Genomic DNA, 23,906 nt, shown 5'->3' on the forward strand with positions numbered 1-23,906 from the left:
GACACAGAATTTCGAACGCCCTCTTTATAAATGCCAACTGGTTTAATCTTTCAGTCTTTAAACTCCTAAAAAATCGTTCCATCACCGCATTATCCCAGCAATTGCCTCTACGACTCATGCTTTGCTCGATACCTAAGTGTTTTAGCCGCTCTCTAAACACTTTGGCTGAGTACTGACAGCCCTGGTCGGAGTGAAACATCAATGCCTGTGTATTGGGCCTCTTACGTTGTATCGCGTTATTTAAGGCCGCTGTCGCTAATGCTGCATTGGGTTGACTTGATAAAGCATACCCAACGATCTCTTTGGTTCCTAAATCAAGCACACAGGCTAAATAACTCCAGCCTTGATGTGATTTTATATAGGTAATATCACCAACCCAGTGAGTATTATAAGTCGTAGGATTAAACTGTCGTCTAAGCAAATTAGGGGCGTAAACTTGCTCCTCACCTTGGTTAGGATAGTAATGCTTTTTCTTTGGCCTAATCGCCCTTAGCCCCAAGTTTTTCATGACCGTAGAAATAGCGTAAACACCTACTCTACAATCTAAATCAAGTAGTTCAGCCTGTATTCTTCGTTTGCCATAAGTAGAGTAAGAATCAGTGAAAACTTCCTCAACCAACTGCATAACTGACTGTTTATTAATACTTAACGGTATTGGTTTGTAATAGAAACTACTGCAACTTATTTCGAAGGCGCGACATAACTCATTCACTTTAAACTCGGGGTTTGCTTTCTTTACTTCGCGCATCATTTTAAGTTTTGATTGTCTCGAATGAAGAAAGCTGCAGCCTTTTTTAAGATATCATTATCCCTCATGGCTTGTTTTAGTTGGGCTTCTAGAAGCTGTATTCTTCGTTGGTCTTCAGTTAATGCTTTGGCATTTTCTGGGGTTTCACCGGCTAATTCAGCTTGATACTGCACTTTCCATCTAGACACCGCAGATTTACCGGCACCTGACATATCTTCAATTTGCTTGTTCGTGTAACCCTGTTCGACCATCAGCTTGGCATATTCTAATTTTTGAAGAGGGCTGATATGGACTGCGCTTTTTCTGGTCATGTTTAATACCGATAAGATTTTGTGTATTTTAAGCTGAAAATCACTCCAGTTTCATTAGACCATTACACCCCTTTGAACTCCCGCTGAATGACCAGATAATTAATACGATTGGTATTAGATTGCAGTTTTTTTAAAGCGTCTGGCGACTTCTGAACGATTATTAATTTGCAGGAAGGTAGCTACGGCTAATAGGCGGATCTTCTCGTTATCATTTTATTTTGTTTAGAGAGGGCGAGTATTACTTTGTCTGATAAAGTTGCCATGCTTAAAAGACTGTAAATGTTGTATCGCCATTAGATCATATAATCAATGACATAGGGATAATGCTATCATTGCTGTAAGGCCATGATAAAAATAAAATTTTTATCATATCAGCAGCGTTTAGTTAAGGTTAAGTCTATGCCTGAACGCTGGCGCATTTGTTTCACTTGTTCATGACTGGCGCGCATGTCGGCATCTCCTACTCTGAAATAGCTGCCAGAAAATGGATCTTGGCCAAGATAGATGGGCCTTAGGCTTTTATCTACTGCAGGGATATGAAGGCGAATAAGTTTTTTTGACATAATTTCAATGATTTGTACATCAGTTGGCGCCAGTATGTTGTGGCTTATCTTGGTCGGGTTGTTAAGGATTTCCCAAATTTCACTCAGCATGGGCATAGGATTGATTATGCCCTCAATGGTGAATTCGCCCTTGTCTTCACGCACCCCAAGAATGATCTCACCGCCTAAAGTATTAGCGAATGCGCTGTAGGTTTCCCACATATCTTCAGGTAACTGGCCTGTGCCATCACGGCCGCCGGCCAATTTAAACTCAACCTGAGCCGATTCTTGTAAGTGATTAATATCATCTAATGCGAAGGTAAGCATGGTCATCTAGGCTGCCTTTGAATGAGTGAGCCGATAGATTGAGCATATGAGAAATAAAATGACTCAGCAAGTTCATGAGTCATAAAGGCCAAATGCATCATCTTAAGTTAAGGCTTATCCTTAGCATGGCATTGTATTTGTGGTGTTCACATTAGGGGTTAAGACGCACCCACTGCATAACCAGATAATAAATAAGATTAGTCGATGCGATTGGTATTAATCTCTATGATAGGATTCTATCCTATAAATCACAGTGGTAAGCGGTTGATTTATATTGCAGTAAACAGATACATTTGAATGCTTAAAGAATTAAGATAAAGGATTTGATGATGTTAGAAATGGCGGTAATTTATCTCGCGGCGGCCATAGTCGCAGTCCCAGTAGCTAAACGATTAGGCTTAGGTTCTGTCCTTGGCTACTTGTTAGCTGGGATCCTCATCGGTCCTTTCCTGTTAGGCTTGGTAGGTGAACAGACAGATGTGATGCACTTTGCCGAATTTGGCGTGGTGATGATGCTATTTTTAGTGGGCCTTGAACTGCAACCTTCAAGACTCTGGAAGCTGAGGCATTCCATCATAGGGCTAGGTGGCTTGCAGGTGCTACTCAGCGCTGGATTAATATTCGCCATCGGGTTTTATTTGTTTGAGCTTCAATGGCAAACTGCGCTGGCCATAGGGCTGATGTTGTCGCTGTCATCCACTGCCATAGTGTTACAAACTTTGACCGAGAAAGGCTGGATAAAACAAGATGCGGGGCAAAATGCCTTCTCAGTCTTGTTATTTCAAGACATCGCAGTGATCCCCATTTTAGCCTTGATCCCCCTATTGGCGTTCACCGATATCAATGCCGCCCAAGCCGATCATGGCAATATGATAGCCCACCTCCCAAGCTACCTGCAGGTGATGATTTCTTTGGGGGTCATCGGCACTATTATTCTCGCTGGCCGGTATGTGAGTGCACCTTTGTTTCGCTATATTGCCGAGACTCACCTGAGGGAGATTTTCACTATTTCAGCCCTGTTCTTAGTGGTGGCGATTGCGGTTATCATGCAAAAAATTGGATTGTCGCCAGCGCTTGGAACCTTTCTTGCTGGTGTGGTATTGGCCGAAAGCGAATTTCGCCACGAATTAGAAGTGGATATTGAACCCTTTAAAGGCTTGCTGCTAGGGTTGTTTTTTATCACAGTCGGCGCCTCGATTGACTTCCCGTTACTGTTAGAACAGTCCTTGTTGGTCCTCGGATTAGTGTTAGGTTTATTGCTGGTTAAAGCGCTAGTGTTATTTGTGTTGGCACAGGGATTTAAGATGCAAGGCGAGCAGAAGTTACTGTTTACTTTAGCGTTAGCTCAGGGGGGGGAGTTTGCCTTTGTGCTCTTGTCCTTGACGCAAAACTTAGAGATTTTAACCTTAGAGCAAACCAAAGTCGTGACCTTAGTGGTCACCATATCCATGTTGTGCGCCCCCTTATTGCTGATGTTTTATGAGCGTTTGTTAGTAAAGAAAACACCGGAAAATCCTGAGTATGACAATGAAATTGAAGCGACAAACAGTGTCATTATTGCTGGCTACGGCCGCTTTGGCCAAGTGGTGGGGCGCCTGTTATCGGCTCAGGGGTATCATCTCTCTATTTTAGATCACAGCCCCAGTCAAATTGACATGTTGCGCCGCTTTGGTAATAAGGTTTTTTATGGCGATGCGGCTAGAAAAGACTTGCTGGAAGCCGCTGGGGCTAAAGATGCTCAACTATTAGTGATTGCCATAGATGCACCCGATAAAGCACTGGAAATCGTCGAGCTTGCCCACAAACACTACCCTCAACTTAAGATAGTCGCCCGGGCTATCGACAGGCGACACGCCTATCAATACCTGCGCTTAGGCGTGACCAGCTTTAAGCGTGAAACGTTCGACTCTGCGGTGAATCTTGGCATCGAAGCCTTAACCTTGCTAGGGAACTCAAGCACAGTGGCAGAGCGCGCTGGCGATCTCTTTAGTCAGCATGATAATGCCTCTTTGCATGAGCTTGCCGCCCTGTGGGGAGACGATCATACCTATGGTGTGGCAGTGCGTCAGCGGATGGAAGACTTAAAACAAGTGCTGGCGAAAGACAAGGCGGCCCAAGAGCGACTCAATACCTGTAAAGGCGGCGACTGCTAAGTTATGAATGGCAATTTTAGGTTTTATTAATGGGGAGATGACCTAGGGCTTAAGCCTAGCAGCATGGCATTCGCTTAAGGCTCATCGCCTAAAGAGATGGCGTCCACATCGGCGATGACGTCTCTGCTACCCAGTTGTTTGCGTATGTCGGCCAGCACTTGCTTGGCCGTATCCCTAAAGGTGGTGAGTTTGCCGCCATAGATACTCAGTAATCTTGGTTCAAAGCCGTCCACCCCTAAGGTTCCTGGCACAATGAGGGTGTCTCGTGAGCGATTAAAGAGTTTTCCTTTCGCCTTAGGTAAGACCCTAACGCCACAAAAATGACCAATAATTAAACTGTTGAGCTGCTCGAGGCTATGGCGTTTAGGAAAATAATGCTGATAAATTTGCAATAGATAATCAATTTCATCGGCTTGTGGCGTTATGGGTGTCTGCAAAGAGGATCGCAAGGTTTCTGTGGTGCCAACTAAGGTGTTGCCCTCCCAGGGCATAACAAAAATCACCCGTTTATCCAGATGTGATTCCAAATAAAAAATCCCTTCGGGCGCAGGAATGTCCAGAACTAGGTGGCTGCCCTGAACCCAATCTATGGCGAGCGGCGTGAGGCTATTTGTTGTTGACTGAGATGATAGCACCTCATTGACCCAAGGACCTGCAGCATTAATCACCATACGGGCAGCCAGTGTGTACTGTTTCTCTGAGTAATCCTGGCCGTCTGCTTGCAACTGACTCTTATGTCGCTGAGCCTGTTTTAATTGCTCAGGCTTTAACTGATAGCGCACTAACCAATGACAACCTTGGGGGGCATCCATACCCTGATGGGTTAACTGGGTACATTTGGCCTGGGTGAGAAGTTTAGCGCCCAACGTTATAGCGCTGCTGGCAACGGCTTGAGTGAGCTTTTTGTCATGGGTTTGTGCATCCCAATACTGGAATACGGCCTTAAGCCCTTGCTGTTTTATCCCGCCAAGATTAGCCCATTGCGATGGTGGAATGGTACGGAAGCGGCCTAACTCAGAGAAACCACTGAGCAGCCAATACAGGCTCAATCCTAAACGGATTAGCCAAGGAGGCCGCTGGCTGTCTTGGTACACAGGTATGGTGAAGGGTATGGGTTTGACAAGATTAGGGGCGAGCGAGAGTAGCGTGCGCCTATTGGCTAAGGATTTGTAAACTAGGCCTAATTGTCCGGATTCTAAATAGCGCAGCCCACCATGAATGAGCTTACTTGAGTTGGCAGAAGTCTGAGCGCCTATCTCTGCTTGCTCCAGCAGGCAGACACTGTAACCGGCTGCCCGAGCAAATTGAGCTATGGCGACACCTGTGATGCCGCCACCTATGATGACCAGATCAAACGATTCCCCACCATCGACACTAGAACCCATACTAGAACCCTGATTTTGTTAATAAACATTAAGCAGATTAGATCACTCTAGCAGGAAATTTAACCAGTGTGCTAGCAGAAGTTTGGCGACCTTGATATTAAAGATCACTGAGTTTTTGGCGCTTCCGTGTAGCTAGCCTTGAGTTGCTTTGGAATTGCAAGCAGTAACCCTCTTGCGATTAAATGTTCTGCTTTGGCTAAGTTATTGGCGCTTAATGCCGCTGTAAACGCTGCTTCTGGTGCTAGGGTAATGGTTAAGTTAGCATCGTGAGTGTACTTTGTGGTGGCTGTGACTTCAAAATCTACTGGAACATTTTGACCGTAGGCATAGCGAGCGCTGATCTCAATGGCTTGTTTGTGGTCTAAATGATGGCGCTCGTTTGTGGTGCTTGATTGGTGATACTCACCTGCTAGGTACAATGAATAAGGCGTCATTGCTGGCTGCTGCGCTGTTGAGGTAATGTGCGCCATGGTGTAGTTGATTTCACAATAGCGGCCAATGGGAAGCATAAATTCGCCCACAAATTGATCCGAGTCTTGACTCAGATCTTGCCCTAGCATTAAGGGAATTTGCGTTGGCATGTCAAATCGAACGCCATGATTGGCATAAGCTTTGGGGAATATGGCATGAAAAAATCCTGCGTCAATATTGGTGAGTAGCGGCTTTTGTTGTACTAAACAGGGGACTAAATTGAGGCTGAAAGAGGCTAAATATGCCTTACTAAAAGTGATGCTTTTACGCTTACCTTGAGTATCGCCTTGAGGGGTAAACCAGTCAGTCGCTAAGGCTTTTAAATGAAAATTCACTTTCACGGGCCTTAAATCAATCACCTCAAGTGCTTCATCTCCATGGGCAAACGCTAAGTTTGTTAAAAGCAATAAAATCAATGCTATAGCTAGTTTAAGTTTTGAAAAACAACTGGAGCGCAGCGTGTTGAGAGTTATCATCTGTGGTGCCTTTTTTTATTCTAAAGTTGCCTGTTTACTTGGCGTTATAAAGGTCAAGATTGTCGGCTCTACATCAAGAGCCGGCTATTTTCAGCTTAACCTCTGGGATTATTTTCACCGACCAAGTGCGTCGGGCCGCGATAACAGCTTAAATAATAGGGCCAAGTTTCAGTGGCATAATAGGCGTAACTACCGTCAGGCCTCATCATGCCATTGCATTGATCCAAAGGACTGAGACTCGCTTCATACACATGGTTCTGCCAAGCATTTTCATTGCTGTAATCCCCGCTACCTGTGTAGCGGTAACTGCTGTTGACTTGGACAACACTGGTGCAGCTTGAGTCTGTGCATTCCCAAGGCGACATGATAGGAAAACCGTCGAAGGCATAGCCCAATACCACACCGGCGGTTTGTGGCGCTAATAATGAACTGGCGCCCCCTAAGGTGGGATATTCGAAGAAACATTTTGCCCGTTCGTGAAAGTGATAGTCTCGGGTGTGACCACCGCAATAGTTAAGTAGGCCATCGGTCACAGGGTCGGCAAAGTTATCGGCGCCATTCTCATTGGGACCAAAGATTTGAATTCCAGTCACAGTGACGGCAACAGGGCCAAGTAGAGGAATGGCGACTTGCTCTGTGGTGAGTTCAGGGTTACGAGGAATGACCCAATGATAATTATTTGCCTGAGGCCCGCCATTGCCCTGACCTAGATTGACCCAGTCAAAATTAGTGGCGCCATTGGTGTCTATGTACAAGGTGTCGCTGTCACAGCTTACGCCAAGTGATGGCGCGTGTTCGCTGCCATAGACATCGGCATTGGTGCGGCCATCCATATCATAATCTATGTAGTTCGCACTGTTATTAGTGTCGACAAATTGCTTCGCTTCTTGGCAATTCACTGTGTCTATTTTTGGGTTCAAAATAGGGTCTGTGCTTGGTGTAGAAGTTTGCACTGAGCTGAGTAAAAACTCATCCCAGCTCAAACGCTCGGCGCGATACACAGACGTATCAGCAAGCTTTATTTCCCATAGGGTTTGTGCACTAGCATCACTGGATACTTCGACGATATGAGTATCGCTATTGCTGCCTGGTCCACCAGAGGTGTACATCACATTGCCATTACTTAATTCGTCTACATCACCCAATGATGATGTGTATTTTGGTGCTATGGCTTCCCAAATTTGAGTGGCTTGTTTAAGGTGAGTATTCAAGCTGTACTTGACTGCACGACTATTGTTGCTCGCTCCAGGCAGTGCAGCTTCATTGCGATTATCGTATATCAGTAAGTCCCCTACAGAGGTAAACATAGGCGCATGCTGATTGGCCTGCCAACTGCCAGACTCCAAAGTGAAAAACTTGTCCTGCAAGGTGCTATTAGCGCCGGTGTTATCACCAAAAATCCACACAATATTCCCGCTGGCTTTATCTATGTTGACCACCCAGCTCTGGGAGCGACTCGATAGTAAAATACTATCGTCATGTCCTAAGTAAGCTAAGGCGTTAGAATGGCTCCAATCGATATCACCGTTATCTAAAACCCTTTGGGATAATGCACCGGGAAATCTTGAGGTATCTAAGTGATCTAAGCTTGACCAGCGCCAGATAATATCTCCAGTCGGGTTAACTTCTATAATTTCATCGCCTTTTAAACTTTTACCATTCACAGTACGAGTTTGGACAACTAAGGCAAGTAGGTTGCCATTAGGCAGTAGCAGAGCATCGTGGTGATAGGCAGGCAAGCTAAAACTGCTGATGGTCGCCCCTGTCATGTCTATGATCCTGGCTTCACGGCTCAGTAACAGTAGCAGTTGTCCCTGTCCTAAGGATTTAATCGTGGGCGCTGCTGACATATTGATGCTGTCATCATCGAGGTACCAAACAACGGCGCCAGTTTCATCGACGGCAAAAAACCTTGCAGTCTCTGCGTCAGTGGATGATAAGAACGTTAAGCCACCTGCGCTGGTGGTCGTATTTTGACTGATAAGTTGCACTGTGGGTAAACCAGCAGGCAGAGCGCCAGTGGTGATTGTCTGCGCTTGAGTTTGCACTATGTCACCCGTGCTTAAGTGAATGAGACCGCTGACTTGGTACTGGGTTTCAGGGCGCAAACCGTAAAGGTTGAAGTCGTGAGTGTTACCAAGTGGACTTAAAGGGGTGAGCTTTACAGGCATGCCTTGGGTGCTAAATTGCATCTGCACTTGGGTGTCAGCTTGGGTCACTATGTTGGCGGTAAATCTTAAGTTGTTACTGCTTGGGGTGAGATTTTGACTGTAACTTGGGTCGCTCCCTTGGCTATCATTATCGGTAATGGTTGCAGTGGCTGTATCTTGACTGACACTGAGGCTGGCAGAATTGCTTACTGCGCTACTAGCCTTAAGGGTTAAGGTTTCTAAGGCCTCGATGTCGCTGTCGTCAATCACGTTAATAGTCAGGCTAGCGTTAGTTTCTCCAACTGGAATAGCTAAAACAGAGTCAAAAGCTTGATAGTCTTCGCCTTGTTTTGCGGTGCTGCTGGCATCCGTCGTTAAATTGAAGCTAATAGCGGCGCCGCTATTATTGGCTTCAGTTAAGCTCACGGTAAAGATCATGTGCGTTGGTCCAGTTTCACTCCCTTGGCTGGTGGCGCTGAGGCTGGCACTTATCACGCTAGGCACCACAGGTGTTGTGACTGGCTCGCTTGGCGTTGCATCATCGCCACCTCCGCACGCTGATAACAATAAACTGCTGACTATGACTGCCAGAGCGCTAGTGCGTTTTATTGGTGTTAAAGGAGGCGTAAGCGGCGTCAATCTTAGGTGAGGCTGTGGTTTGTTGTCGGTATTTTTCATAAGCTGGGTACTCATTCATTGCTGCAAAAGGGCGGTTATAAGGGCTGATGTGAGCGCTTGTTATTAGTTTTTGTGATGTGCTTTGGCAAGGCGTGATTGATTGGGATGGGAGCCGTTAATTTTAGGATAGGCTTATGTTAGCCCAGCTTTAACATCACAAAAGTAAAGAAGGTTTATGAAGTGTCAAGAAGTGTCATTTATTGGTCTAGTTATCTGTTTTTATGTGGTAATTTAATCGTCGATTACAGCTTTCTAGTAACACAAATCATGGAAGGGCTGTGCTATATTGGCTTATTTCGTGGCTGTTAATGGCAGCTGCACTTACCTATTGGATATTCCCTTGGCCATTTCATTGCCCGAAGCAAAATCGAAAAAAATAGCCCTTTTTGTGGATGTGCAAAACATCTATTACACCTGCCGTGAAGCCTATGGTCGGCAGTTTAATTACCGAAAATTATGGCAACTGGTGAGCCAGCAAGGCGAAATAGTGCAAGCGGTGGCTTATGCCATACATAAGGGGGATGACGGCCAGCTTAAGTTTCAAGATGCGCTCAAACACATAGGTTTTGAGGTCAAGCTTAAGCCCTTTATTCAGCGCGCCGATGGCTCGGCCAAAGGTGATTGGGATGTGGGTATTACTATCGATGTGATGGAGGCGGCAGCAGATGTGAATACTGTGATTCTATTGTCCGGAGATGGTGATTTTGATCGTTTGCTAGTTAAAATCTACCAAAAACACGGGGTAGACACGCAGGTCTATGGGGTGCCCAGTTTAACGGCTAAATCCTTAATGGATTCAGCGGGGCAATTTCACCCCATAGATGCCAGTTGGCTTTTGTAACAATATGAGCCTTAAGGTGAGCTTTTAAGCCATCAGCTGTGAGTTCTATTTAGCGATTTCGAGAGCAAGCAAGCGCTGCCCTGCCACATTATCGATAGCTAATGTCCTCATACTTGGATGCAAGCCGTTTAAGTAATGCATTACGAGTACCTAGAGGCACCGACTGCTGCTTCATGGAATGGATAAGGTGGCCCACTAAGGCGTCAAAATGTGCCTGAGTGATCCCAAGCCCTTGATGGCTTTCGGCCATGGACTCACCTAGGTAGACGCAGCCGCCATCCGTGACTAAACACAGGTATTCAATCAACCGCTGACGAAACAGGGTGATATCCGTGTCCCTAAAATGCTGTACTATGCGCTGATCTGCCGCTATCCCAGCTAAGAGGCCGTCGACGATGGCGGCAATTCCCCCTTGCTTGCCTAGGGCCGAATACAGGCTTGAGTCTTTAGCTGTTTCGGCACTATCTATTTTGTTCACAGTATTGCCTACCCCTGTTGACGACGAAACACAGGCCTGTAATAGCATGCAGCTGAGCATGAGTAGTATTTTGGGGTTAGCGGAGGTCATAGGGTGCCCTCAAAGGATAAATACCAACCTTGTTGGTCATCAAAACCCGCAATTGATCCTAACTGAGTATAAGCGGCAGTGACAGAAAGGTGTTTATTGATAAACCAGGCGATAAACACATCTTGCCAATCATCTTCGCGGGCAAAATCCAGTTGGTTGGGCTTCTGACGATATTCAACCCCTAGGGCAAGGTCATCCCTAAGCAGTAGTGCTGCCGAAACCTCGATAACCAGCTGATAATCATCATTAGTCTGGCTGCCAAACCCCAATAGGCCCAACTCGTTGGCTTTGGTGGCGCGCACTGTGCCGTTGAGCAAGAGATTATGTCCCGCTAGCGCATCGAAATAAAGCTGAGTGGCCGCCAAATACACATCAAAGCCCCAGTCATCCTTGGCGCCGACTAAGCTTGGCAGAGTGAAGTCATCTAGGCGTTTGTATTGCACGCCGATACTCAATTGCGGCAGTTGAGTGTAGAGCAGCTCACCGGCAATTTTATACTTAAGCCCTATGATATCTTGGGCTAATTCACCACCTAGGGTATCGAGGTTGAAGGTTTGCCTTGCCACACTGAGCTCGACGCTATTATCAAAACTCAGGCTGGCTCCTGTGACATTCAAACTAAAATCATTCAATTGCACATGAGTGGCCATGGCGCTTGCCGACCATTCATCGCTACTGTTGTAACCGTTGATCACAGCCCAAGGTACCAGTCCGCCGCCGGCGCTGCCTTCTATTGTTGTGGCACCGCCTGTGGCGATAACGCGGCTGGTATCGGCCATGGCGCTATTAGCCAATACACAAGTTAGCAGTAACAAACCTCTGATGTGCAAAGGGGGAATGGCTGATGTTAGGTATGAGGAGTTAAACATAGTCGTCGCCTAAACTTGATTAAAATCATGAAACCAAAGTGAAAAGTCTTCATTTTTTAACGGTTTTGAAAATACATAACCTTGAATGATGTCGCAATTAATTGCTTTGAGTAACTCAACGGTTTCTTGCTCTTCGACCCCTTCGGCCACCACGCTCATGCCTAAACCATGGATCAATTGAATGCTGGTCTCAACTATCATGGCATCTTGCTTGTTGATGAACATGTCTTTGACGAAACTACGATCAATTTTGACCTCATCAACGGGCAGTAGCTTTAAATAGGCCAGGGATGAGTGACCCGTACCAAAATCATCTATCGCAATCGAGATGCCAATATCACGAAAATCTTGCAGTACCGCAATCACGGCGTCTGGATCTTTCATCACAGCGCCTTCGGTCACCTCTATGCTTAATGCGTCATAAGCTAGGCCCTGAGCATTCAGTTGAGTGGCGATTTGGCTGGGAAGTGCTTTATTACTTAAGTCGTGGGCAGATAAGTTAATGGCAAGTTTCAGTATTATCCCTTGTTGTTGCCAGGCAGCCAGCTGCTTTATGGACTCATTGACGACCCATTGGCTGACCATGTTGATATTGCCTGAGTTTTCGGCCAAACGAATAAACTCATCTGGGGCAATAAAGCCCAATTCCGGGTGCTGCCAGCGGATCAGGGCTTCTGCTGCGGCGCACTGGTTTGATGCTAGCGTGACCTTAGGCTGGAACACTAAATAAAGCTGGTTTGATTTAAGTCCAAGGGGGAGGTCGCGAATAATCTTGAGCTCTCTTTGATATTGCTCATCCGAGCCTTGGCGATAACTCAGAATGCGCACATCTTCAGCCCGCGCCTGATTGAGCGCTATTTCGCCGCGGCGAATGAGTATATCTATGTCGTAGCCGTTGGCCGCAATGGAAACCAAACCCGCCCTGACTTCCATTGAAATCTTTGAGCCATCGATGGAAAAAGGCGCTTCTAGGCTATTAAGTGCCAGATGCAAGAGTTCAATTTCCATCGGGCTTGGGTAATGCAATAGGAAAGCATCCCCATCTAATCGTGCGATTCGAGCAGGGCTTGGGGTTAATTGAGTTAAGCGCTGGGCAAACAATACCAGCAAACGATCGGCATTGTTGAAGCCTATGATGTCGTTGATATGGCGAAAGCGCTTAATATCGAGCAAGATCAAGCTACCGCTTAAGCACTCTTGTTGCTCCGCCAGCTGGCGTTTGACTGAAAAGCGGTTGAGAAGCCCAGTGAGATCATCGTGTTGAGACTGAAACAATAAGTCTTTCTCACGCGCCTCTATGTCTTCACGCATCAGCACTAAACTGTCTGCCAAGGCTTGTAACTCAGTGGGGGCACCTTGGATGCGTTCAGGTGTTTGGCCTTGGCCGATTTTTCTGGCATAGCGGACCAAGCGTTCAAGCGGGGTGCTGAGTCCTGTGGCAAGCCAAGTGGCAATTATCAAGGCAAAGGCTAAGGTGAAGGCAAAAATCAGCATCAAGGTATTGCGCAATTGCAGGTAACTTTGCTGCCATTTGGCATTAGATTGATGCAAGACAGCCCAAAGCTTGTCATGACGGGGATCTAAGGCAATCGCAGTAGACAGATGATCGTCTGGCAAGGAGAGGGAGGGGCGATTCAGCAAACTGTTAATATTGACCTTGGATAACAGGCTTTGACTATCGGCTTTAGCCAAGGTTGAAACTAGCTTGAGGCTATTTTCGGTTTGATTAACAAAACTGATGTCGATACCTGTAATGGCCTTAGCCTGCTGCGCCACTTTGTTGTCGAGCAAGAAGCCCATCCCGACCCAAGCAATCAGTGTTGGGGCTTTAACTGGCTGCAACACAAATTGATAGCTTTGATTTTCTAGGCTTAAGATATTCAAGCCCTTACCTTTATTAGCCGACATTTCAAATAAGGCGTCGATATCTGCTTGTTTGAGGTCGGCAAGACTTGAGCTTAATAGTGCGCCTTTGGGGGATAATATTACCGCCGCATGGGCGCCAATCCGAGTGCCATGATTGGCTAGCACAGATGATATTGTCTCTTGCTCTCCTGTGGCGATGGCGCGCTTAAATCCAAAGTCAGCACTGAGCACGGATAAGCTTTGATTAAGCTGATTACCACGATTACTAAGTACTTCATTAAAAACGTTGACACCAATATCCAAACTTTTTTGCTGTTGCAAAAGGTTATCTTCGCGAGTGGCCGTGAGCACTGCCACTGCGGTGATAAGTTGCACTAAGGTCAATACCAGCAACAAAGTAATAATTAAACGGGCTCGAAAACTGGTTAGCATTAAGGACCTTTAAGATTGGTTTGTGTGCCAAACCCTGCCGCAGGGGCTGAAGGTTTAGCTTGATGCTCTATCGCCAAATTAATCGCTAATTTGGCTTGCTCTGTACTGATCTTAAGCTCAGACAGCGGCATGACAGTGGTTTGCCACGGATGCCAAATTTTTACTTGATACTGGCCTTGGGGTAAATCGTCAAAGGTTAGCTCGCCATTTTCATCTGTGACGGCAACGAAAGGGCTTTCGGCCACATAAATGAAGGCCTGCATATAATCGTGAATATTACAGCCTAGCGCAACCAAACCTGGGTTGTCGAAAAGAACAGGCGATTCCGTCTTGCCTATATAGAGCTTAAGTTCAAAGGGTTTTGCTTCCGAGAAGGAATAAACATGGTGGCGCGTGCGGTCAAGATTGGGGAAATCGACGTGAGTGCCTTTAGGAACAGCTAATACAAAGGGAACAAACGTCCGGTTCTTTTGGAACATCTCAAAAGCTTTTGCTGCTGATGGCTTAGTTACTGTCGATAATTGTCCTGCTGATATTTGTGCGGGAAATAATTCGATGACAGCATCAGAAATCGCCAGTTGCTGGCTATCTGTCACCTTAATCTCCAAGCTTGCAGCTATCAGAGGCGTTGCAGATATGCCCAAGATGAAAATAACGCAAAATAATACGGCTTTGATGGGCATGGGTTACCTCAAAAAGTTCGCTCTAATAAGCTGTGTGATATAAAAAAGACAATAAATTCAAAATACACCGACAAGATTAGCACTCATCAGCCAGAATAGGCTACCCAAGCTATCAATAAATATAAAAAGCCAGGCTCTTGGCCTGGCTTATCTAAAATTGCTCTCTAAAGTGCAATCACTCATTAGTTAGTGGCTGATGATTAACTCTACGTCTATATTGCCACGGGTCGCGTTCGAGTAGGGGCAAACCTGATGGGCTTTATCGACTAAGGCTTTAGCCGCATCGGGATCCATAGAGGGCAGGCTAATGTTGAGCACGACTGCGATGGCAAACCCCACGCCCTTAGTGTTACCACCAATGCCGACATCGGCGGTGACACTCAAATCTGTCGGTAGGTTGATTTTATCTTGCCCTGCGACAAATTTCATCGCGCCAATAAAACAGGCCGAATAACCTGCGGCAAACAGTTGCTCAGGATTCGTACCCGAGCCACCTGCGCCGCCTAATTCTTTCGGCGTGCTTAGCTGTATATCGAGTTTGTTATCTGAAGATACTGAGCGACCTTCACGGCCACCGGTTGTTTTAGCTTGTGCGGTATAGATAAGTTCCATTTGCTGCTCCTAGTGTTCAAGATTAATCATGTATAGGCCAGATAAAACATAGCAGAGTTAAGTTTCATCACTTTAATAAGCAACAAATGCATACTAGAAAAAATAACTGCATAGTGTGAGGAATAAATACAGCACAAAAATCATCGACATCACAAAATACAACCACTAAATTATCCATAATCCCTCTGCATGATTGGTTCCTTCTTGGTCGAAAGTTCTGATTACAAAGAGGGCGATTAATTCAGTTTCTTATCCTAGTTGAGGTTAAATAGGCCCATGTAAGCGCATCAATATAGCTGTAATAGGTTTAAATTTAGGTGTAAAAAAACGCCAATTAGCTAAGAAAATTGGCGTTTTAGATATTTAATTTTGAAGACTAGGATTTAATATTGACAGGCGGTGCAATAAAACCTTGGTAAGCGTCTAGTCGTAAGGTTCTGAAACGTTCAAGCTGATCTTCTTCTTGAATACCTGTAACTATCACTTGTATGTCTAATCCTTTAGCGACGTTAACCAAGGCGCGGCATAATTCACTGTTGTGCTGGTTGTCGTCTATATACGCGAAAGACTGATCTAATTTTACATAGCTTGGACGTAAACTCTGTAAATAAGCCATAGAGCCAAATTGTCTGCCAAAGTGGTCTATACCAAAATGGGCACCACTGTCTCTGATAATACTGCACAGTTTTTCACAGGCATCCAGATCGCTGTATACACTGGCTTCTGGGATTTCGAAGCACATCCTTTCCACATGAGGTGTTGAGCGTAATACCTGCTTCAACCATAGATGGAAGTCAGTATCACCTATACTGTTATGGGTTAAATTGATGGCAACGGATTCATAATTTCTCTCTAATAACTTAGACTCAGCGACCTTTTCAATGAGGCACTTGTCGAGCAGAGAGCCTAAAGAAAGCAGTTCAATATAAGGCATAAACTGGCCTGCGTGGAGTAGTTTGTCACCTAACTGGAGCTGACAATAAAGTTCACGCTGACTGATTTGCTGATTGTCACAAAATTGAATGGGTTGCCATCTGAATTGAAATTGTTTCTCGCTGATGGCTAAGGTAAGGTTATCTCGCCATTCTTCTCTGCTAAAGAGTTGTTGTTGTGAGGTCTCAAACCAATGGAAGACTTTGTTTTCTAATAGGGCTTTTTGCAAGGCGTTGTCTGCTTGAGCCATAATATCAGCAACTTTCATTTGACCAAATCGTTCAGCCACACCCAAGGCGAAGCCTTCGTTGGGCTTGCATCCGGCTTTAGATATTTCTTTGTTTAAGGTGCGTATCAGCGTTTGTAAGTATTTATTGAGCTGATCGTGTTCAACATCTTCAACGAGAAAAGCGAATTCATACGCAGCAATACGCGCGATAACTGATGGGGCTATTTCTTGTAAATGTTGTTCCATTTTTTGAGCTAACAGATGAATAGTTTCATCTCTGACTTGATATCCATATTTGCTATGGACTTCTTCTAGCCAATCAAATTTTGCTAGGAAGAGTGCACCACCACTGGGTTCAGTTAACCAGCCATTTAAGCGACTGACCATATACTGACGATTTGGCAGGTTGGAGACTTGGTCTACTAAATTCTTTTTTCTTAATGCTGAGACTTCTTCATCCAGTGAATTGAATACTTGTTTTAACTGAGATGACATGCTGTTAAAAGCCCGCACAAGCTCTTTAAGCTCTTCAGTCTTAGGAGTTGGCATGTCAGGCCCAAACTGACGCTTAGCGATTCTCTGAGCGTGTTCAGAGAGGTTGTGCAAAGGTTTTAGAATTAATGTGAGTCCCACACGGGCTAATAAGATGGCAATTAAGAACAGTACTGCAAACACCATGATGGTATTGGTAATAATGCGCCACAGCTCGTGGTAACCAAAGCCTGGGTGAGCAGTAATTTCTATTTCGGCAAGCTGTAGCCAGCCTGAGGTGATAGTGCTTTGTTTGGTGATAGTGCTAAAAATCTCAAGATCAATAAACCACTGTGGCACGTTTTCAACTCGAATGGCGTTATTCCAAACTTGTTGTTTACCATCGACAAGCCAAGTGAGCTTAATTTGTTGATAATATCCGCCCTCAAAAATAACGTTAACCAAGGTTTCGGCACCGACAGCATCACCGGACTCGAGCACCGGGACTAACATTAATCCTAGCGAATTACTGGCATTATTTAGATCTGAGTCCATTTGTTGAACTAGAAAATTTTGCGTTTCGTGGAATTGTACATAGGCGACACTTGTTATCGTTAACAAGAAAAGGCCGAACAATAACGCATAGATCTGACGGAACAGGGTCATCTTTGTCACTACTCCATTTTTAATTTTGGTTGGCGCAGTCTATCGACACCTAACCTGTGTTTTAGGTCATTCCATTTCTTTAATCGAGATGAAGAACCTGCTAAAACGCCACGGCCTTTTTCTTTGTTTAGCCAGAGCTGTTTACCGTTGAAACTGTATACAGGTAATAAGTCATTACGCTGAGTTGCGGGTTTTATTTCACGATCAAGGTTATCTAATACCAGAGGTATCGAACTTGGCGTGGGGTAATAAGCCAGTACCATATGGTATTGATTCATAGTGGTTGCTTTTACCATAGTAATACGCAATTTATCTTCACTTACGCCCAGTTGTAACAGGGTGAAATATTTAGCAATGGAGAAGTCTTCACAGTCTCCACCGTTTACACCGATAAATTCCATCGGGGTAGCCCAGTAATTTGAATCTCCCCATAGGGTTTTATCTTCTACGAATCGAAATAAATTGAAAAACTGATTTACCATCTTTAGCTTTTCTTGTTCGTCGACATGTTCGGCTTTGCTTAACACCTGAAACCAAGCCTTAGCACGCAAACCTGCTCTTTCACCATAATGTGCAGTCAAGGTGGAAATAATTTTTGCGGAATTTAATTCCTGAGTGGGAGATGCATATAGGTATGAACCTAATAGAACCGATGTCAGCAGAGATATCTGACAAGCTCTCCTACTCAAAGATTTAGTTTTCAGCTTGGTAAATAAGACCAATAATTCCCTGCCCTTTGTTTATTATCTGGCGTCTAAATGACGAACAGGCATTTGTTTATATTCAGCAGGGCTGAGACATAAAGCAAATGCCTTTCGTCGCAAGTATAACGGCTATTTCCTTGTTAACGAAACAGCAGGGCCAGATTAGTTTACTTGCTTATCTACTGTGTAAATATTCCACTTCAGGTCGGCAGCGGTATCCTCACCACTGATTTCGGCAATCACACGACGATTACGTCTATGGGCTTCTTCAGTGTCGCTCATATCGACTGGCCTATCAAAGCTATACCCAATAGCGTTTAATCGGCTTGGCGCTATGCCAAATTGGCTCGTTAATACTTGCGTTACCGCATTAGCTCTATTGTGTGACAGCGCCATATTTAACTCATAACTTCCCTTTTTACTGCAGTGACCTTCAATGGTTACGTTAGTGTTTGGGTATTGCTTCATCATGTTGGCAATTAGCTCTATCTGGCCGTAATACTGCGGGTCCAGAACATAAGAGTTAGTTGGGAACAAGATTTTAAGCTCCTGGCGTTCATGAATTGGCTTAATTTGGCCACAACCATAGTTGCTAATAGTGGCCCCCGATAACGTTTCTGGGCAGCGTTCACGGGCGACTATGACACCGTCTCTGTCTTGATCGTTGAGATCAAATTTTTGCTCTGTAGGGCTGTCCATCGAACTGATATCATTCATCGAGCAGCCTGTGCTTAGTGCAAGCATGAGTAATACTAGTAATTTATTCATTCGCCTACTCCTCCTTCATAGTGACGCTCTCCCTGCCATACCGATGGGCGAGTGACACGTAAAGATTCCAATAGCTGTCCAGTCGCATTAAGTACACGATACTGGGCAACAGTTTCATCATATTCTGCTTGTAAATAGTCTTTACGGGCTTCGAATAACTCGTTTTCAGTATCGAGTAAATCGAGCAGGGTACGTTGACCTAAGTTAAATTGCTGTGAATAAGCCACTTGGGTATCTTTGGCTGCAACAACATGATCGCGTATGTACTGCTTTTGTGGTGCCAGTAATTCATAGGCATTCCAGGCTAAATTGACCCCTTCAATGACTTGACGATGAGCACGTTCACGGATTTCTTTCGCTTCATTGATCTTGTATGCGGTTTCTTTCTCGCGAGCTAAATCTTTACCACCGGCAAACAAGTTATATTTCACTCGAACCATGGCGGCTAAGTCATTGGTGTAACCATTGACGTTTTGGCTATTGAAAGCACTATAACCGTCTTCACCATTGGTGTTGTTATTCCAACCACCGTTTAGCTCTAACGTTACTTTAGGGTAATAGTTAGCTTGGGCTGACTCACGCTCATGTTTTGCTGCACCAATGTCACTGGCAGCAGACTTAAGGATAGGGTGGTTATCTTGGGCCATTTTAAGGCTCAAGCCCATATCTGCAGGTAACATGTCTGCATCCGGTACTGGCATGATTAGGTTTTCAGGGGCAGCGGCAGCGATACGAACAAATTGTGCCTTAGCATCAAACATGTTGTTTTTGGCTGAAATTACATTGGCATTGGCTCGCGCTAAACGGCCCGATATCTGCGATAAATCTGCAATAGAACCTAAGCCAGAGTCGGTTCTTTGTTTAATTTGATCATAGATGTCTTTATGGCTTTGCAAGTTTTTCTCTGCAAGAGTAAGCACTTGCTCTGTGTGAATAAATTTTAGGTAGACCTTACTCACTTCCAATGCAATATCTTCAGCAGCGGCAAATAAAGCCCACTGATCCGAACTGGCTTCATAGGAGTAGCGATCGACTTCGCTGCTGGTATAGAAACCATCGAACAGCATTTGCTTGATGCTGACGCCAAGTTCGCCGCGTTCAAGGTCGATTTTACCGTCAGAATCGACATCCCCTTGCCCTGCTTTACGTCGTGTTGATACGCTGTCAGTTTGTTCCCAGCCGTAGCCGCCAGAAACATCTACAGTTGGCATATAACCCGCGTAAGCTTGATTAACTTGCTCTTCTCGGGCTTTAAAGCGGTTAAAGGCAATGCGTAACTCTGGATTAGTATCCAAAGTATGGGCAACCGCTTGCTCAAGCGTTTGTGCTTGTGCTGCCGATGACAGCATAACAGCCAGGGCTACTGCTGTTAATTTAAGACCAGTATGTGTGTATTTGTTCATGTAAAAAACCCTCCAGGTTCTCTAGCCTAACGCTCTCTAAGCGCTGTATCTTTTGCTCTTAGTATTGGATTTAAGATGTACTCAAGTATTGATCTTTTTCCTGTAATGACATCAACGCTAGTCAACATCCCAGGAATAATTGGCATCTGCGTGCCATCGTCTTTTATTAAACTCGATTCTTTTGTTCTTACCCTTATGGTGTAGAAGCTATTGCCTTCTTCATCCTGAGATGTATCGGCGCTTATGTGTTCTACAGTGCCTTGTAATCCGCCGTAACGGGTAAAATCATAGGCTGTGACTTTGACTATTGCGGGCAAGCCTGGGTGCAAAAATGCAATATCTTTAGGGGCAATCTTAGTCTCTATCAGTAATTGATCTTCTGATGGAACAATTTCAATAATCTCCTCCCCCGGCTGAACAACGCTGCCTAATGTATTGATATGTATTGTTTTTATAGTCCCGTTTACCGGGGATGTAATAACAGCCTTACTCACTTTGTCAAATGCACCGATTTGAGCTTGGTTCATTCTTGATAGTTTAGTTTGTAATTCATTAAGTTGCGCGCGTAAGTCAGCAGCGTAAATGAAAACAGCTTCTCGTCTTTTAAGAATGGCTTCATCCATTAAGGCTTTCATCTTCGGGCGTAAAATTCTTAAGGTTTTAAGCTCCCCCTGAATATCGTTGACCGTTCTCTCTAGTTTCAGCAGCTCAACCTCAGGGACTATGCCTTTTTGAGCTAAGGGGCGAGTCAGTTCTAATTCTCGAGACACCAACTGGTAGCTTTTAGTTAAGGTGGTTATTTTAGAGGCAAGCTCTTCAATTTCCTGTTGTCGCTGTTGAATTTGACGGACTAAAATTTCAAGTTGATTACTTAAATTATCTAAACGGCCGTTATATTCTTCTTGCTGACGTTTCACTAGCTCAGGTTCTTGCTCTATCAGTTCGACAGGGAATACTAGGTCTTGCTTAGTAATAAGTACTTGTTCACGCCAGTTTGACGACATGTCAGAGATAAGTATGCTGTCTAACTCAGTGCGCATTCTTAGCACATTGGTTTGCAATCCATAAACTTCTTGTTCTTGTTGGGCAAAATCAGAACGGAAACGCGTGTCATCGATACGCGCAAGTGGCTGCCCTTTGGTAACCAGAACACCTTCTTCAACGAAAATCTCCTGCAATACACCGCCATCTAAGCTGTCAATTAATTGCACTTGAGAGGAAGGGATCACCTTACCTGTGCCCGTGGTGACTTGATCTAGTTCAGAAAAATAAGCCCAAATGATAAAACTGACCATCATGCCTGTAAGCGTCCAGATAATCAGTCTATGGCCTGTTGGTGCATCTGATAGCATGGCACCATAAACATCATTAACCATTTCAAGATCTTGACTGGTGAGTTTATTGCTCATTGGCTTGTGCTCCTGCGAGTAAGCCATAATTGAGCTTCTCTAATACTTCTTTTTTCGGTCCATCGGCCAATATGTGCCCACGATCTAAGACGATTATTCGGTCAACTAATTTTAATAAATGCATCTTATGAGTGATAAGCAATAAGGTCCTATCTTTTGATACATGTTGCATAGAGCGAATAAATTGTTTTTCAGCCCTAGCATCTAGACTGGCTGTGGGTTCATCCATCATAAGTACAGGAGGATCGTTAAGTGTTGCTCTGGCTAATGCAACCGTTTGGCGTTGGCCACGACTTAAGGATAAACCGCCTTCTCCAACCTGTTGATCTAAGCCTTCAGATTCTAAGTTTGTGAACATGCTAACCCCAGACAGTTGCACGGCTCTAATGAGCTGATGCTCGGTAACTTGCCTGGTGCCAAATAAAATATTATCCCTTATGGTGCCATGAAAAAGGGTCACATCCTGCGGCAAATAACCAAAGTTTCTACGCAGGTCGCTAGGGTGAATTTGGCCAGAATCAAGTCCATCATAGCTTAGGCTACCTTGGGTGGGCTGATATAAGCCCACTAACATTTTAGCGAGCGTACTTTTCCCTGAACCGTTGCGGCCAATAATGGCGACTCGTTCACCTGGTTGTATTGTCATGGACATAGGGTGTAAGGCTGGCCTTTCTGAATTTGGGAAGCAAAATGCAATATTATCGGCACTAATTTTCCCTTGTAACCTGTACTGACTGGCAAGATGGCCTTTATTTTGAAATTCATCCTCTTGCGTCATTATTTGATCAAGTTGTCTCAATGCACTGGCTGTATGGTTACCACGTGTAATTAAGCCTGCCAGTTGCGCCATTGGCGATATCGCACGGCTTGCTAAGATAACCGCAGCAATAATGCCACCCATGGATATCTCATTATCAGCGACTCGATACACCCCAAGAATGACAATACAAATAACACTGAATTGAACGATGAAGTTGGCAACATGGGTCACATGGTTAGTGAGCTTTTTGGTGATTAATTGCCAATTTGCGGTATGGCCTATCATCTGTTGCCAGCTTTTTTGAACTAATCCCTCAGCCCCGTTGGCTTTAATGGACTCGATGGCCGTTAAACTTTCAATCAAATGACCATGCTTAAGACTGGCGAAGCGGTTGCTTTCTTCTATGGCCGCTTTGAGTTTTGGCTGAATATACAGTGTGAAACCTATAATCAAAATACTGGCAATAACAGGGATCAGTGCTAGATCGCCGGCAACGATATAGATAATGATGATAAAAAATATCGCGAACGGTAAATCAACGAGTGTCGTGATGGTTGCGGAGGCTAAAATTTCACGAATACTATCAAATTCACCTAGCTGCCTTGCTGTACCGCCGACACTTGGCGAGCGTTTAGATAGAGGAATACCAATGGCTTTAAAAAATAGTTTTGAAGAGACGATAATATCGACTTTTTTGCCTGCCACGTCGATTAAATAGCTTCGAAGCTGCCGCATAATAAAGTCAAAAATATAGGCTATCCCGGCACCTATGGCTAACACCCATAAGGATTCAAATGCAAGGTTAGGCACGACCTTATCATAAACATTCATGATAAACAGTGGCGACACTAGGGCAAATAGGTTGACTAATACAGAAGCAATTAAAGCATCTCTATAAATGGGCGCGGACTCTTTTACCGTCTGCCATAACCAGTGAGTTGTGTTGTCATGTAAGTGAACGTCAAAACTCTTATCACCGCGATACTCTTGCTTGACTAAAAATAAATAACCGACATAAAGTGACTCTAAATCACCTAAGGTTAATATTTCTTCCCCGCCTGTTTCTGGTAGCTGAATAGTCGCTTTATCACCATCAAGATCCAGCGCCCTTAACACACAGGCTTTTTTGTCTTTTAATAACAAAATGCAGGGCATCATCAGCCCTGTCATTTGATTGAGATCTTTACGGGATAATTTTGCCGCAAGACCCGCTCTAGCTGCGGCTTGTGGTAATAAGTCTGGCGTAATGATTGCGCTATTTAAAGGCAAGCCTGCAGTCAGTGAATCACTCGAGCAGGGACTGCCAAAATGGTCTGTAAGTAGCACAAGAGAATCAAGAAGGGGATCCACAGTCACTTTCTGAGAGGCTGATATGGTCCATTGTTCTTGGCTTTTAGGGGCAATTGCTGACACCTTTAATACTTATCCTTGAATGATTATTATTATGCAAA

General features: G+C 44.7%; 17 protein-coding genes and 1 pseudogene. 2 read left to right on the forward strand and 16 right to left on the reverse strand.

What is annotated here, in order from left to right:
* Nucleotides 1–16: 16 nt before the first annotated feature.
* Together SDEN_RS20025 and SDEN_RS01950 are read right to left on the reverse strand one after the other, a co-directional pair.
* Nucleotides 17–1,059, reverse strand: a pseudogene (locus SDEN_RS20025) (IS3-like element ISSde8 family transposase); the annotation flags it as partial.
* A gap of 371 nt (nucleotides 1,060–1,430) precedes the next feature.
* Nucleotides 1,431–1,934, reverse strand: coding sequence for an AlbA family DNA-binding domain-containing protein (locus tag SDEN_RS01950; protein WP_011494829.1), 504 nt, complete (start codon nucleotides 1,932–1,934; stop codon nucleotides 1,431–1,433).
* 323 nt (nucleotides 1,935–2,257) lie between these two features.
* Between SDEN_RS01950 and SDEN_RS01955 the strand changes: the two genes are divergently transcribed.
* Nucleotides 2,258–4,081 (forward strand): monovalent cation:proton antiporter-2 (CPA2) family protein, encoded by a 1,824-nt coding sequence (locus SDEN_RS01955; RefSeq protein WP_041405638.1) that lies wholly within the window; start codon nucleotides 2,258–2,260, stop codon nucleotides 4,079–4,081.
* A gap of 74 nt (nucleotides 4,082–4,155) precedes the next feature.
* Here the strand turns inward: SDEN_RS01955 and SDEN_RS01960 are convergent, their stop codons facing one another.
* From SDEN_RS01960 to SDEN_RS01970, 3 genes are all read right to left on the reverse strand, one after another.
* A complete protein-coding gene (locus tag SDEN_RS01960) occupies nucleotides 4,156–5,466 on the reverse strand; it encodes a glycerol-3-phosphate dehydrogenase/oxidase (RefSeq protein ID WP_011494831.1) in 1,311 nt (436 codons plus the stop codon).
* Between the two features lie 104 nt (nucleotides 5,467–5,570).
* Nucleotides 5,571–6,344 (reverse strand): hypothetical protein, encoded by a 774-nt coding sequence (locus tag SDEN_RS01965; RefSeq protein WP_198134623.1) that lies wholly within the window; start codon nucleotides 6,342–6,344, stop codon nucleotides 5,571–5,573.
* A 164-nt stretch (nucleotides 6,345–6,508) separates the two neighbouring features.
* Nucleotides 6,509–9,256: an aryl-sulfate sulfotransferase gene (locus SDEN_RS01970; RefSeq protein ID WP_011494833.1), complete on the reverse strand. Its 2,748-nt coding sequence runs from the start codon at nucleotides 9,254–9,256 to the stop codon at nucleotides 6,509–6,511.
* A 331-nt stretch (nucleotides 9,257–9,587) separates the two neighbouring features.
* On the opposite strand from SDEN_RS01970, the gene SDEN_RS01975 reads away from it, so the two are divergent.
* Nucleotides 9,588–10,082, forward strand: a complete 495-nt coding sequence (locus SDEN_RS01975; protein WP_083759674.1) for an NYN domain-containing protein — start codon at nucleotides 9,588–9,590, stop codon at nucleotides 10,080–10,082.
* A gap of 88 nt (nucleotides 10,083–10,170) precedes the next feature.
* Here SDEN_RS01975 and SDEN_RS01980 read toward each other — a convergent pair whose 3' ends face one another.
* From SDEN_RS01980 to SDEN_RS02030, 11 genes are all read right to left on the reverse strand, one after another.
* On the reverse strand, nucleotides 10,171–10,650 hold the full coding sequence (locus SDEN_RS01980; protein WP_011494835.1) for a group I truncated hemoglobin: 480 nt from the start codon (nucleotides 10,648–10,650) through the stop codon (nucleotides 10,171–10,173).
* A complete protein-coding gene (locus SDEN_RS01985) occupies nucleotides 10,647–11,429 on the reverse strand; it encodes a DUF3034 family protein (RefSeq protein WP_232279943.1) in 783 nt (260 codons plus the stop codon). The genes SDEN_RS01980 and SDEN_RS01985 overlap by 4 nt, the downstream gene beginning before the upstream one ends.
* 99 nt (nucleotides 11,430–11,528) lie before the next feature.
* Nucleotides 11,529–13,817 (reverse strand): bifunctional diguanylate cyclase/phosphodiesterase, encoded by a 2,289-nt coding sequence (locus SDEN_RS01990; protein ID WP_011494837.1) that lies wholly within the window; start codon nucleotides 13,815–13,817, stop codon nucleotides 11,529–11,531.
* A complete protein-coding gene (locus SDEN_RS01995; RefSeq protein ID WP_011494838.1) occupies nucleotides 13,817–14,500 on the reverse strand; it encodes a hypothetical protein in 684 nt (227 codons plus the stop codon). Before SDEN_RS01995 ends, SDEN_RS01990 begins: the two co-directional genes overlap by 1 nt.
* Before the next feature lie 186 nt (nucleotides 14,501–14,686).
* On the reverse strand, nucleotides 14,687–15,112 hold the full coding sequence (locus SDEN_RS02000) for an organic hydroperoxide resistance protein (RefSeq protein WP_011494839.1): 426 nt from the start codon (nucleotides 15,110–15,112) through the stop codon (nucleotides 14,687–14,689).
* A 376-nt stretch (nucleotides 15,113–15,488) separates the two neighbouring features.
* Nucleotides 15,489–17,411, reverse strand: a complete 1,923-nt coding sequence (locus SDEN_RS02005) for a bifunctional diguanylate cyclase/phosphodiesterase (RefSeq protein ID WP_011494840.1) — start codon at nucleotides 17,409–17,411, stop codon at nucleotides 15,489–15,491.
* Between the two features lie 8 nt (nucleotides 17,412–17,419).
* Nucleotides 17,420–18,100 (reverse strand): transglutaminase-like cysteine peptidase, encoded by a 681-nt coding sequence (locus SDEN_RS02010; protein WP_232279944.1) that lies wholly within the window; start codon nucleotides 18,098–18,100, stop codon nucleotides 17,420–17,422.
* Nucleotides 18,101–18,277: 177 nt separating this feature from the next.
* The gene (locus tag SDEN_RS02015; protein ID WP_011494842.1) at nucleotides 18,278–18,883 is read right to left on the reverse strand and encodes an OmpA family protein; all 606 of its coding nucleotides are present in this window, start codon (nucleotides 18,881–18,883) and stop codon (nucleotides 18,278–18,280) included.
* Nucleotides 18,880–20,286, reverse strand: a complete 1,407-nt coding sequence (locus tag SDEN_RS02020; RefSeq protein ID WP_011494843.1) for a TolC family outer membrane protein — start codon at nucleotides 20,284–20,286, stop codon at nucleotides 18,880–18,882. Before SDEN_RS02020 ends, SDEN_RS02015 begins: the two co-directional genes overlap by 4 nt.
* 26 nt (nucleotides 20,287–20,312) lie before the next feature.
* Nucleotides 20,313–21,695, reverse strand: coding sequence for an HlyD family type I secretion periplasmic adaptor subunit (locus SDEN_RS02025; protein WP_011494844.1), 1,383 nt, complete (start codon nucleotides 21,693–21,695; stop codon nucleotides 20,313–20,315).
* A complete protein-coding gene (locus tag SDEN_RS02030; RefSeq protein WP_011494845.1) occupies nucleotides 21,685–23,868 on the reverse strand; it encodes a type I secretion system permease/ATPase in 2,184 nt (727 codons plus the stop codon). The genes SDEN_RS02025 and SDEN_RS02030 overlap by 11 nt, the downstream gene beginning before the upstream one ends.
* Nucleotides 23,869–23,906 lie beyond the last annotated feature (38 nt).

This window comes from Shewanella denitrificans OS217, assembly GCF_000013765.1.
In the GTDB taxonomy this organism is placed as follows: Bacteria; Pseudomonadota; Gammaproteobacteria; order Enterobacterales; family Shewanellaceae; genus Shewanella; species Shewanella denitrificans.